Here is a 12,347-nt window from a genome sequence, read left to right on the forward strand (position 1 = left end):
CCTGGCCCGAGCCCCTGCCCCCGCCCCCGGCCTGGGCCGATCGGCTGACCCGATCCGCCGACCGGGCGCTCGTACAGCCGGTACGCCGCGCCGCGCCCCGGCCCGGTCCGGCGCGTGGGGTTCAGTGGACCCCATGCCCCACGCCCCCGCCGGGTCCGGACCGCGCCGCCGCACCGCGCTGGCCGCCGCCCTCGCCTGCCTGGCGCCGGCCGGCTGCACGGCCCACGACACCGCCACCCGCCACAGGGCGCCCCGCCCCGCCCCCGGCGGGCAGGCCCCCGGCAAGGACGCCCTCGTGATGGTGATCCGGCACGCGGAGAAGCCCTACGCCGGAGCCACCGGCGAGGACGACGAGGGCAACGAGGACCCCGGCTTCCTCGCCGGACGGGGCCGCCGCCGCGCCGACGAGCTGCCCCGGCTCTTCGGCCCCGCCCACAGTGCCCGGCTGCCCCGGCCCGCCGCGCTGTTCGCGACCGGCGGGCCGGAATCCGCCCCCGCCCGGTGCAGGCAGACCCTGGCGCCCCTGGCCGCCGCCCTGCGGGTCCCCGTAAACGCGCGGTACGCCCTCGGAGCCGAAACGGACCTGGCCCGGGCCGCGTTGGAGGCCCGGACGCCCGTCCTCGTGTGCTGGGAGCCCGCCGGGATCCCCCGCCTGATCCGCGCCCTCGGCGCCCACCGGGTCCTCGGCGTGCCCGCCGTCTGGCCCGACCGCTACGACCTCGTCTGGACCCTGACCCGCACCCGCGGCGCATGGGCCTTCCGCGAACTGCCGCAGGACCTCCTGCCCGGAGACGCCTGATCCGCCCCGGAGCCCCCTACAGACCCAGCGCCCGCGCCAGGTAGGGGGCCGTGCGGGCGTCCGGCGAGGCGGCCACCGCCGGGGGCGGACCGGCGGCCGTGATCCGGCCGCCCTCCGCGCCGCCGCCCGGCCCCAGGTCGATGACCCAGTCCGCCTCCGCCACCACCTCCATGTCGTGCTCCACGACCACCACCGAGTGCCCCGCGTCCACCAGCCCGTGCAACTGCCGCAGCAGAACCCGCACATCGGCCGGATGCAGCCCCGTCGTCGGCTCGTCCAGCAGGTACAGGGTGTGGTCGCGGCGCAGCCGCTGGAGCTCCGTCGCCAGCTTGATGCGCTGCGCCTCCCCGCCCGACAGTTCCGTCGCGGGCTGCCCCAGCCGCAAGTAGCCCAAGCCGATGTCCTCCAGCGCCCGCAGGCTGCGCGCCGCGGCCGGGACCTCCGCGAAGAAGCCCGCCGCCGCCTCCACGGTCAGACCCAGCACCTCCGCGATGTTCAGCCCCGCGTAACGCACCTCCAGCGTCTCGGGGTTGTACCGGGCGCCCGCGCAGCCCGGGCACGGGGCGTACGTACGGGGCAGGAAGAGCAGCTCCACCGAGACGAAGCCCTCGCCCTGGCAGGTCTCGCAGCGCCCGCCCGGCACGTTGAAGGAGAACCGGCCGGCCTTCCAGCCGCGCTCCCTGGACTCCGGAGCGGCCGTGAAGAGCCTGCGCACGACGTCGAACAGGCCGGTGTACGTGGCCAGGTTGGAGCGGGGCGTCCGCCCGATCGGCTTCTGGTCCACCTCCACCAGCCGCCGCACCGGGAAGTCCGCCTCCCCGAGCCGCCCGGCGACCTCGCCCGCCAGCACCTGTCCCACCAGCGTGGACTTCCCCGAACCGGACACCCCCGTCACCGCCGTGAACACCCCCAGCGGGAACTCCACGTCCACACCGCGCAGGTTGTGCCGGTCGACGCCCGTCAGCCGGACGGCACCGGAGGCCGCGCGCGGGGGCCGCTCCCGGCCCCGGGGCGCGGCCGGAGCGAACAGGTGCCGTGCCGTCGCCGACTCCGCGACGGCGGCCAGCTCCCCGGGCGGCCCGCTGTACAGCACGCGTCCACCGTGCTCCCCGGCGAGCGGCCCCACGTCCACCACCCAGTCCGCGCGGCGCACCACGTCCAGCTGGTGCTCCACGACGAAGACGGTGTTCCCGGCCCGCTTCAGCCGCTCCAGAACGCCGAGCAGCGCCTCGGTGTCCGCCGGGTGCAGCCCCGCCGAGGGCTCGTCCAGTACGTACACCACCCCGAACAGGCCCGACCGCAGCTGGGTCGCCAGCCGCAGCCGCTGGAGCTCGCCCGCCGACAGGCTGGGCGCGGTCCGGTCCAGGCTCAGATAGCCGAGCCCCAGCTCCGCCACGGGCGCGATCCGTGCCCGAAGGTCCCCGGCCAGCACCCGCGCCGCCTCCCCCTCCAGCGGAGCCGTGGCCAGCAGGCGGTCCAGGTCGCTCAGCGCCAGCGCCGCCGTCTCCGCGATCGTCCGGCCCGCGAACGTCACCGCCAGCGCCTCCGGCCGCAGCCTGCGCCCCGCGCACGCCGGACACGGGGCATCGGTGAGGAACTTCTCCGCGCGCGCCCGCAGGGTGGCGCTCTTGGTGTCGGCGAACGTCCGCATCACATAGCGGTGGGCGCTCGTGTACGTGCCCTGGTAAGGCCGTTGGATCCGGGCCGCGTCGCGCACCGGGTGCACGGTGACCACCGGCTGCTCCTCGGTGAACAGGATCCACTCGCGGTCCTTCGCGGGCAGCTCCCGCCAGGGCCGGTCCACGTCGTGGCCGAGCACCTCGAGGATGTCGCGCAGGTTCTTGCCCTGCCAGGCTCCCGGCCAGGCGGCGACGGCTCCCTGGCGGATCGACAGTCCGGGGTCCGGTACGAGGAGTTCCTCGCTGGTGCGGTGGATCCGGCCCAGCCCGTGGCAGGAGGGGCAGGCGCCGGCCGCCGTGTTGGGGGAAAAGGCGTCGGAGTCGAGCCGCTCGGCGCCCGGCGGGTAGGTTCCGGCCCGCGAGTACAGCATCCGCAGGGAGTTGGAGAGCAGGGTCACCGTCCCCACCGAGGACCGCGAGCCCGGAGCGGACCGGCGCTGCTCCAGGGAGACGGCGGGCGGCAGCCCGGTCACCGAGTCGACCTTCGGGGCGCCGATCTGGTGGATCAGCCGCCGGGCGTACGGGGCGACCGACTCGAAGTAGCGCCGCTGGGCCTCGGCGTAGAGGGTGCCGAAGGCCAGGGAACTCTTCCCGGAGCCGGACACGCCGGTGAAGACGGTCAGGGTGTCGCGCGGGATGTCCACGTCGACCCCGCGCAGGTTGTGCTCCCGGGCGCCGCGCACCCGTACGCAGGGGTCTCGGGCGGCGGCGCCCGGCCGTTCGGGCCCGGCGGGCACATCGGGGGAGTGGTGCATTCGTCCCAGTTTACGGCTCCCTGTGGACCGGCAGCGCACGACCGGTGTCCAGACCCTCTCCTTCGGACCATCGCGCCGACCAGATGAAGACGGTGGTGAGGTGGCGTCCGGCGAGGCAGGTGGTGGCGTCCTTGTCGAAGCGAGCGGCCGGGCCGCGCCACTGTCCGGTGTGACCCTGGGGCGGCCGATCAGCCTGGGCACCCGCAGGTGCGCTGAGGCGGTGAGGCCCTCATGAACGTCAGAAACAAGTCCTGCAGAGAGCTTCCGTCCGGTAGCCCGGCGCGTCTACGCTCACTGGTTATGGGAGCGCTCCCACACCCGTCGGAACAGTGTCATGTGCAGGACCGGAGGTCATCCAGCCAGGTAAAGGCGCATTGCCACCGTGGAACTCGCTTTCGAGGCTGGTCTCTCGCCGGGCGGCGCCCATATGGCGTGATCGGTCATATAGGTGCGTTGAGGGAGAGTGTGATGAGCATGCGAGGAGCCCTTCGGGCTTTTGGCGTTGTCGGAGTGCTTCTGGCGGGTTCGGCGGCCGGATTCGGCGGCCCGGCCTCCGCGGTCGCCTCGCCGCCCGCCGGTCAGTCCGCCGCAGACGGCAGGGCATCGGCGGTCGCCGCGGCACCGGCACTGCACGTGTCGGGCAACCGCCTGGTCACCGGGTCCAATGCCACGTTCCGCCCACTGGGCGTCAACCGGTCCGGCGGGGAGTTCGGATGTGTTCAGGGCAAGGAGATATTCGACGGGCCGACGGACCAGGCGGCCGTCGACGCGATGAAGGCATGGAAGATCAACTCAGTCCGGCTCCCGCTGAACGAGGAGTGCTGGCTGGGCACCGGGAACCTACCTCCGACAGCGCCCAGCGCGGCGGCGTACCAGCAGGCGGTCAAGACCTACGCGGACCTCCTCGTGGCCAACGGCATCAACGTGATCCTTGACCTGCACTGGACCTGGGGCGAGTACACCGGTCCCGGCGGAGGGTGCCCGGACGTCGCGGCCACCTGTCAGAAGCCGATGCCGGACGCGCGCTACACCCCCACGTTCTGGTCCGAGGTGGCCACGATGTTCAAGGGGAACGGAGCGGTCATCTTCGACCTGTTCAACGAGCCGTACCCGGACGCGGCCAACAACTGGTCCGACGCCACGGCCGCATGGACCTGTCTGCGTGACGGCGGCACCTGCGCCGGGATCACCTACCCGGTCGCCGGCATGCAGACCCTCGTCGACGCGGTACGCGCCACCGGTGCCACCAACGTGATCATGTCGGGCGGTCTGGAGTGGACGAACAACCTGAGTCGGTGGCTGGAATTCAAGCCGGCCGACCCCACCGGCAATCTGATGGCCTCATGGCACTCCTACAACTTCAACGGCTGCGTGACCGCCTCCTGCTGGGACAGCAACATCGGAGCGGTCGCCGCCCAGGTACCGGTGCAGGCCGGCGAGATCGGTCAGAACGCCTGCGCCCATGACTACATCGACCAGGTGATGGCCTGGGCGGACGCCAACACGGTCGGGTACACGGCCTGGACCTGGAACCCTTGGGGTTGCAGCGGTGGCAATGTGCTCATCGAGGACTGGAACGGCACACCGACCCGCACCTACGGTGAGGGGTTCAAGGCGCACCTGCTCAGCCAGACGCCCGGTGATCCCGGCGGTGACACCGCTGCGCCCACCGCTCCGGGGACCCCCACCGCCTCCGAGGTGACGGCCGCCTCCGCGACCTTGAGCTGGGCGGCCTCCACGGACAACGTGGGTGTCACCGGCTACGACGTCGTCCTTGTCACCGGCGGCACCGAGACACAGGTGGCCGGCTCGGTGTCCAATCGGGCCACGGTCACAGGGCTGTCCGGCAACACGGCCTACACCTTCGCCGTTTACGCCAAGGACGCGGCCGGCAACCGCTCCACCCGCTCGGCCACCGTTACCGTTACCACCGCCGTCACCCCTGCGGGCACCTGCTCCGTCGGCTACCGCTTGGTGGGGGACTGGGGGAGTGGATTCCAGAGCGAGATCACCATCCGCAACACCGGTGCCGTCGCCGTCAGCAACTGGAAGCTCGGCTTCACCTTCACCAACGGCCAGACCATCAACAACATGTGGGGCGGTACCCCCACCCAGACAGGCAGCTCCGTGAGCGTGACCCCCGCCTCCTACACCGACACCATCACCGCCGGCGGTTCCGTCACTCTCGGTTTCATCGCCAACAGGGGCGCCACGAACACCGCCCCGACCACCTTCACCCTCGGCGGCAGGACCTGCACCACAACCTGACTACAGCCACTGCCAACTTACGGTGCTCGGCTCCGCCCTGGACGGTCGCAGCTTCCCCGCGACCGCCGCCGGCTATCGCCGACTCCGCCACGGGGCCCGATCCTTCGGCGTGCTGCGGCGGGCCGGCGTCGAGTGCACCGGCTCATACGGCGCCGCCCTGACCCGCCACCTGCGCACCGAAGGCATCGAGGCGACCGAGGCCAACCAGACGCGGTGAGCACGAAGAGCCGTACCGAGTCGGAGGCTACTGCGCTTGGGTCCATCGCTTGACGATGTGCGGTACGGAGAACGGAGCGGGCCAGGTCTGCAGCCGGACCTCCTCGGTCGCCTCGGGCTCCTCGTCCGACTCGAGCCGGCGGACGGCAGCGGCGAGGTTCCGCCGAGAGGCTCGGGCTCGGGTCCGGCCTGCGGGCACTTCGAACCGTGCCGCGTCGTCGAGGTAGTCGGTGCAGCCCATCACGATCAGCCGTCCCGAGGGCACATGGAGGCTCGCCTCGACGATGTGGTCGAAGTCGTCGCTGTCGTAGTGCGGCTGATCTGCGAGGACATGGACGCTGACCGCCACGGTGTCGTTGACGGCGGTGCCGATGGCCAGGGCATCTTCCATGACGCCGAGTCCGTCCACGACGGTCTGTTCGGTCCACACGCCGCTGAAATCACCTTCGGATCCCTCGTCCAGGACGTGGACCTGGAAGTAGTCCGCGAAGAGCTCGAGGGCGGTCGCCACGGAGGCATCATCCCTGCTGCCCAGCAAGGACCGCACAGCGGGGTGCGGCTGATCTCGGACGAGGCCGCTGACCGGGTGATCCGGGCCTGATCACCGCCCGTTTGTCTGGATTCCGGATGATCGTCGCAGGTCAGGCGGAGGTGTCGGCGCCGGTTGTCGACTGGGACGGACTGTTGGTGGAACGTCAGCTTCGGCAGGACCTGCTGGGATCTGTCCGGCCGATCACATCAAGGTTTGGCGGTCATTGTGCGGGAACGGTAGCCAGCCGCAGGGACTGAGGCCGGCCGGGATGCGAAACGGCATCTCCCGCCACCGGTGGAACCGATGCTGGCGCAGGCCGCCGGCGTGAACGTGTAGATCGGCTCGGGCGGTGCGGTCCCGGTGCGGAAGCGGCAGTACGGCCCGACGGCCAGGGCGACCAGGGTCTGGCCGTTGGCTGAGTTCGGGGGACTGGATGGTCCCGTCACACCGGGTAATACGATGAGGTGAAGTACGTGAGAAATTGTGGGGGACTCAGAGATGACCGGCATGCTTTGGTTCGACATCGTCATCGGATTCGTCATCCTAGGCTTGCTCGTGTGGCTGTCCCCGTACATGCTGGGGCTCAGCTTCCTCGGACTGATCATCTCGATCGTCACGTGGACGCCGCAGGGGATGCTGGTTTCCTTCATCGCCTGCTTGGTCTCGGGGGGCCTGATGGCGCTACGCGAGCCGGAAAAGATCTACGTCATCATCAAGCGCTGAGTCCGGACGGCGCGGCACAGCGCCGCCATGTCTGCGTTCCCCGCCGCAGGCGGTAGCGGGCGACGCGGTGCAGGCATACCGCCCGGCCGCCCCTTCCTCCAGTACCCACACTTGGGAACGCCCGGCGGAGGCCATGGGTGCGTTGACCGAGGTGCCGGCCGCGGTGACCGCCTGTGCCGTCGGCCGCCTCGGGGGTCGGGCGCGGAGTAGTCACATAATCGCCCGGACAAGTCCTAGGCCCGGCTGTTTCTGCCGCCACGCCGTACGGGTTGCTCAGGTCGCCGCGCTTCACCGTCGCTCCGTCTGCGCAGCCTGGCGTTGGGCTCGCGGCTGCGGCCACCGACCCGACGCGGCAGCAGAGACCGGCGCGGGACTGGCGCCGGTCCGTGGGTTGTCTGCGCGGGACGGCCGGCGCCGGTCCGCGCCAGCGAGCACACGAGACGAGGACGAGAACGCTCCGGTGCCGGCCCTTCGAGGGGACTTCGGCATGCCCGCCGCCCCCTCGAAGGGTCTTCCGCTCAGTGAGAGGTCAGCCGGTTGACGATCGCGCTGAAGCCGTCATATGCGGCGCTTGTGAGCTCCCTGGCCGCGTGGGGGACCTCCCTCGCCAGGTTGGCGATCACTCTGCCCTTACCGAAGGTGATGAGGCTGAGCCCTGCGATGCCGAGGGATCTCCGGAACTTTTCGGTGCCGAATCCGTAGCCCATCCCGGTGTAGAACGCGGCCGCGAAGTCGAAGACGACGGCGGTCGCGCTCAGGACGAGCGCCACCTGCTCCAGAGCCAGGGTGACGGGAAGGCCGTATCCGGTGAAGCCGATAGCCACACCGCCGGCACCGGCCGCGATACTGCCGACGCCGGCGAAGAAGGCCATTTCATGGGCGTTGTGGGCAGCGTCCTTCCACTCCGACGTGGATACACCCCACACGACCTCGTCGTGTTCGGGGGCGTCGGCCGGGTTCGTCTTGGCCGCCTCCGCCATCGCCATGGTCTCTGCGGCGAGCTCGGCTTCTACCCTGTCTTGCGCTTCTCGCTTGAGCACCGCTTCCAGGCGAGCTTCACCGGCCGCGCCGGCCGCCTCCGCCGAGTTCCTGCCGGCCAGGATCGCGGAGGCACGGGCCTCAGTCGCCGACGCTTTCGCGCTGGCGGCGAAGGAGATCGCGGTCCGAGCGGACTTGATGGCCTGGTTGGCGGAGAAGTTCGCCGAGCGGGCGGCGACGCGGGCGGCGACTGCTGCCTGCTTCGCCTGGTCGGCCGAGGCCTGAGCGTTGCGAGCGGACGCCTCGGCCTGGTTCGCGAAGGCGTTCGCCTGCTCGGCGGAGGCGACGGCCCGAGTGGCCGCCTGCTGCGCCTTCCCTGCCCACTCCACCGCTTCCGCGGCGGCGTTGCGCGCCGTGGCCGCGGCTTCCTGGGCGCGGGCGGCATCCTCCTGAGCCTTGTCGGCGATCCTCGCGGCGGCGGCGATGGCACCCTGCATCGCCGCGACATGAGTGGCGAAGTCGTGGTCCAGCTGAGCGGTCTCGTACTGGACGGAGGCCATGAATTTCCGGCGCATCCAAGCGGGGCCCTCGAGAGCTGCCTGGGCATGGGCCTTGGTGTAGGGGCCCGCGGTCTGAAGGAGGGTCGCAATGGCTACCGCGTCGTCCTCCTGCTGCGCCTTCTCGAACGTGACGGCTAGGAACTTGTGCAGCGCCTCGGGTGTTCCCGTGTCCATCGCGGCGTTGGCGGCCTCGGTCACCGCGCGGCCGGGCTTCTGCGCCAGCAAACGCGCGACAATGACGCGGTTGTCTGCCCCCGCCGCCTGGATGGCACCGGTGCGGAGGAACGTCGTGGCAGCGCCCGGGTCTGTGCTCTTGAGTGCCTCGGTCGCGGCGAAGGCGACCTTCGAGGAAGAGATCCGGGCAAGGTGGACGGTGGTCTCCCGGTCGTCCTGCCGTTGGGCGATCTGCCGGTCGCTGTCGACCCAGGCGTGAACGTCCGCGTCCGTACCGGCCAGGGCGAACTGCGCCGCCTCCCGGGACCACACGCCGTGGGAGTCCATGACGGCGAGGGCCGCCTTGCGGCCCGCGGCGGCGGCCGCTGTGAGGTTTCCGGCCCGCAGCGCAGTTTCTGCCTGCGTGATGAGGTCCTTCGTCGCCTGGGACGCCTGCTCCGCCTGGCTGCGTTTCGCCTCGGTCTCCGCCTTCCAGCGGAGGTCGGACTGTGCGAACAGGCGCATTTCCTCGATCGCCCGATGCGTTTCGTGGTCCAGCCGCTGCAGTTCGGCCTCGCGCGCGCTCTTCTCCACAGCGATCGCCTCGACGACCGCTGCCGTGGCCTTGTCGGCGGCCTTCGTCGCCTCGTTGGCGAACTCTGTGGACTTGTTCGCGTAGTCCACCGCCTGGCCGGCGTAGGTGACGGCCCAGTCGCAGGCCTCAGCGGCCTTGATCGCGTGGGCGGCCGCGCTGTAGGCGGCGTTCCGGGCGTTACGCGCGGCGGCCGAGGCTGCGCTCGCGAGAGCCTGCGCCGTCCCGGCGGCGTTGGTGGCGATCGCGGCGTTTGTGGTGGCGATCTGTGCCTGACGCGTGGCTTCCGCGGCCTCCGACTGAGCCACACCGGACGACTGCTCCGCGGACCTCCGAGCCGCCTCCGCCGTTGCGGCGGCCTGGCGTGCCGCGCCGGCGGCGTTGGCGCCGATGTCGGCGCACTGCTGCGCGACGTTGGCGGCCTGCTCGGCCTGATCCGCCGTGGCCCGGGCCTTGGCGGCGACGTTCCGGGCGAAGACGGCGGCATCCTTGGCCTTGCCGGAGAGCGCGGCGTCCTTGGAGGCGTCGATGGCCGCCCTGTACGCCATTGAAGCGGCGGTGCCCGCAGCGGCTGCCGCCTGGCTCGCGGCCATCGCGGCGTTCGCGGCGCGATGCGAAGCCTGGATGGCCGCATGGGCGGCATTGGTGGCCATCCGAGCCGCGTCGGACGCTCCTCTCGCGGCTACGGCCGCCTTGCGTGCCGCCTGAGCGGCCTTCACCACGTCGTTCTCGGCCAGACGGGCCTCGGCCTCCGCGGCCTCCGCGGCTTCCTTGGCCTTGGCCGCGGCTTCCACGGCCCGGGCGGAGGCCTCTTCTGCCTGCTTCGTCTTCGCTTCGGCCGTCTTGCCCTCACGCTGGGCTACGGCGAGGAGCTCCTCGATCTTGGACCGCTCCTGGTCCCGGGCGCGGGCGATGTGCTGGCCGGTGTCGAGGAACCACTCGATCTCGTACTCCGCACCCGACAGCGCCCTGTTGGCGTACTTCTGCACCTCGGGGCCCGCCAGCATCAAGAGCTTGGAGGTCTCGACACGCAAGTCCTCCAGGCGGGCGGTGAACTGGCCCTCGGTGAGGAACTTCTCCATCACGGCGAGGGACCCGTCGGTGAGGGCGGCGTTACCCGCCTTGGTCACCGCCTTTCCGCTGGTGGCCATGACCGTGGCGGTGGCCACCCGTAGGTCCTCCACGTGGGCGGACGTGAAACCGCCCGCGAGGAACGCGGTGATGGCGGAGTCTCCACCGTTGAGCGCGGCGCTCGCCTCACGACGGGTCCCCTTGCCGGCCACCGCGAGACTGTTCAGGAGCGCGGCGCGCTTGTCCGCAGCGGTCTCGGACGCCAGTTTGACGGCGAGAAAGTTCTGCACATCGGCCTCGGACCCGGTCAGCGCGGCAGCGGCGGCAGCACGGACGGCCGGACCGCCCAGCACCCATGCCTTGACGACCTTGGCTCGGTCAGTGTCGGGCAGCAGGAAGGGGTCGTCCTGGGGAGGAACGGTGTCGGCCCATGCCGCCGTGGGATTGAGAACGAGGCTGGAAGCGGTGACGGCGGCGGTGGTGGCCGCGATGGCGCCGAGAATGCGCCGCCTGCTCCAGTAGGTTGTGTCCATAACGGTCCTTTACTGTGAGCCCTTGGCGCACGGCACAATTCGGCTTGGGTCAGGGCAGCAAGACAAGAGTCGCGATTCACTCATCGGAACGTGGGCGCATGACGGGTCGGAGTGGCACGCATTCCGACCCTGAGCCGCGCGGACGGGTATGACCAGTCGCAAGATGATGCGTCATCAACACCCGTTTGACGGCACTACAGGCCCTCCATTAACCGGTGGGGCAGGTCTGGCCGGTCATCGGGTGGACAATCCCAGCACGAGGTGGGTGATCAACTGTAAGGTGGGTTCACCTGCAAGGCTGTTTTGGCGACTGGCAACTGCTGTCACCGTAGACGCCTGAAACGGCGCGGCGTCGATCCACCCCTCGGAATCAGCGTTGCGAGAGAAGAGGCCGCACCGCACCGCTCTCGGTGACCTCCGTGCCGAGACGCGCAGCCGGTCCCTTCAGTGACGGGCCTGGGCCACGGCGCCAGTGGTCGGTACGAAGGCCGCTCGGGTGAACCTCATGGGTCTCCCTCATAAGGCGAAGGTCACTGCAGAGGCCCCCAATGAAAGATGCTTTTGCAGGCGTTGCCGCGGAGCACTTGGGCCTACGGTTGTCGCCTCAGAACGACGCCACCATATGACCTCGCACGTCCATGGCCTAGGACAGTGCATGCCAGAAAAGGGACCGATCGCGCCACGGGGAGAAGCGAGATGCCGCCCTGGGGCCAACGCCCGAAGGCGATGTGTGCGAAATGGGTCCGCGGACTTTCAACTCCGTTTCTGGCCTTGATTTTCACTCGGGGTGTGCGGTTAAGATCCCGTCGGAAGTTGGGGGCTTCCCATGAGGGATCGCCGGTCTTTGGCGCATCCCTTGTTGGTTGGGCATGAGCCTTCGCATCCGTATGGAATTTTCCGGGGCAGTATCCGGAACCGAAGACTGGGGTAGGGATGAAGGCACGCAAGAAACTCGTCCGCACGGTGGCCGCGGCCACGGTCGGCGGAGTGCTGGCATGGCTGGCGATCACGGGCGCCAACGGTGCCGCCGCGGGAAGCGATGTCACGGACTCCACCGCGATGAAGGGCATCGCCGAGGAAGGCCCTGGCTACGGCATTGAGGACTTCGGTTACCCGAACGCCGACAAGATCCTCGCCGAGCAGAACATCACTCTCAAACGTGGTGACGGCCACATCCTCCTCGCCGACTGCGCGAGCGCGACTGACCTCCTCGAGGTCTGGTCCCGCGCCAAGGACAAGATCTGCTTCAAGGTCACCGGCACGACCGGCTACCTGACCTTGCAGATCCCCTCCGTCTTCGCCGTCAAGGGCAACGACTACTCCGCCCAGGTCGACATGAAGGTCGGTGAGGAGGACAAGACGTGGGACGTGAACAAGAACTCCTGGACCGCCGTCGGCGAGAGTGCCGACGAGCAGGGCCGCGAGTTCATGCTCATGGAGATCCGGACCTCCAAGTAGTGCTCGTACCCCGTTGGCAGGGGTTAGCCG

At 70.3% G+C, this 12,347-nt stretch carries 8 protein-coding genes; 5 read left to right on the plus strand and 3 right to left on the minus strand.

Annotated elements, in window-relative coordinates; translation table 11 throughout:
- Positions 1-133 precede the first annotated feature (133 nt).
- The gene (locus ACFY7H_RS02020; protein WP_388931672.1) at positions 134-799 is read left to right on the plus strand and encodes a hypothetical protein; all 666 of its coding nucleotides are present in this window, start codon (positions 134-136) and stop codon (positions 797-799) included.
- Positions 800-815: 16 nt separating this feature from the next.
- Here the strand turns inward: ACFY7H_RS02020 and ACFY7H_RS02025 are convergent, their stop codons facing one another.
- Entirely contained in the window at positions 816-3,233 is a 2,418-nt protein-coding gene (locus tag ACFY7H_RS02025) for an ABC transporter (protein ID WP_388931674.1), read from the minus strand.
- Positions 3,234-3,701: 468 nt separating this feature from the next.
- Here ACFY7H_RS02025 and ACFY7H_RS02030 point away from each other — a divergent pair, with 468 nt between their 5' ends.
- Together ACFY7H_RS02030 and ACFY7H_RS02035 are read left to right on the plus strand one after the other, a co-directional pair.
- Positions 3,702-5,501, plus strand: a complete 1,800-nt coding sequence (locus ACFY7H_RS02030; RefSeq protein WP_388931677.1) for a cellulase family glycosylhydrolase — start codon at positions 3,702-3,704, stop codon at positions 5,499-5,501.
- Between the two features lie 22 nt (positions 5,502-5,523).
- Positions 5,524-5,718 (plus strand): hypothetical protein, encoded by a 195-nt coding sequence (locus ACFY7H_RS02035; protein ID WP_388931680.1) that lies wholly within the window; start codon positions 5,524-5,526, stop codon positions 5,716-5,718.
- A gap of 27 nt (positions 5,719-5,745) precedes the next feature.
- Here the strand turns inward: ACFY7H_RS02035 and ACFY7H_RS02040 are convergent, their stop codons facing one another.
- Entirely contained in the window at positions 5,746-6,228 is a 483-nt protein-coding gene (locus ACFY7H_RS02040) for a hypothetical protein (protein ID WP_388931683.1), read from the minus strand.
- Positions 6,229-6,747: 519 nt separating this feature from the next.
- On the opposite strand from ACFY7H_RS02040, the gene ACFY7H_RS02045 reads away from it, so the two are divergent.
- Positions 6,748-6,972: a hypothetical protein gene (locus ACFY7H_RS02045; protein WP_388931686.1), complete on the plus strand. Its 225-nt coding sequence runs from the start codon at positions 6,748-6,750 to the stop codon at positions 6,970-6,972.
- A gap of 518 nt (positions 6,973-7,490) precedes the next feature.
- On the opposite strand, the gene ACFY7H_RS02050 is transcribed toward ACFY7H_RS02045, so the two are convergent.
- Complete coding sequence (locus ACFY7H_RS02050; RefSeq protein WP_388931688.1) at positions 7,491-10,859, minus strand: ALF repeat-containing protein; 3,369 nt, start codon at positions 10,857-10,859, stop codon at positions 7,491-7,493.
- Positions 10,860-11,792: 933 nt separating this feature from the next.
- Between ACFY7H_RS02050 and ACFY7H_RS02055 the strand changes: the two genes are divergently transcribed.
- Positions 11,793-12,317 carry a hypothetical protein gene (locus ACFY7H_RS02055; protein ID WP_388931691.1) on the plus strand — a complete coding sequence of 175 codons (525 nt, stop codon included), beginning with the start codon at positions 11,793-11,795 and terminating at the stop codon, positions 12,315-12,317.
- The last annotated feature ends 30 nt before the right edge of the window (positions 12,318-12,347 follow it).

The organism is Streptomyces sp. NPDC012794 (genome assembly GCF_042901085.1).
GTDB lineage: Bacteria > Actinomycetota > Actinomycetes > Streptomycetales > Streptomycetaceae > Streptomyces.

Bases quoted from the DNA above. Each gene is read 5' to 3' on its own strand.
- ACFY7H_RS02020 (WP_388931672.1), top strand. From the start codon at position 134: ATGCCCCACGCCCCCGCCGGGTCCGGACCGCGCCGCCGCACCGCGCTG.
- ACFY7H_RS02025 (WP_388931674.1), bottom strand. From the start codon at position 3,233: ATGCACCACTCCCCCGATGTGCCCGCCGGGCCCGAACGGCCGGGCGCC.
- ACFY7H_RS02030 (WP_388931677.1), top strand. From the start codon at position 3,702: ATGAGCATGCGAGGAGCCCTTCGGGCTTTTGGCGTTGTCGGAGTGCTT.
- ACFY7H_RS02045 (WP_388931686.1), top strand. From the start codon at position 6,748: ATGACCGGCATGCTTTGGTTCGACATCGTCATCGGATTCGTCATCCTA.
- ACFY7H_RS02050 (WP_388931688.1), bottom strand. From the start codon at position 10,859: ATGGACACAACCTACTGGAGCAGGCGGCGCATTCTCGGCGCCATCGCG.
- ACFY7H_RS02055 (WP_388931691.1), top strand. From the start codon at position 11,793: ATGAAGGCACGCAAGAAACTCGTCCGCACGGTGGCCGCGGCCACGGTC.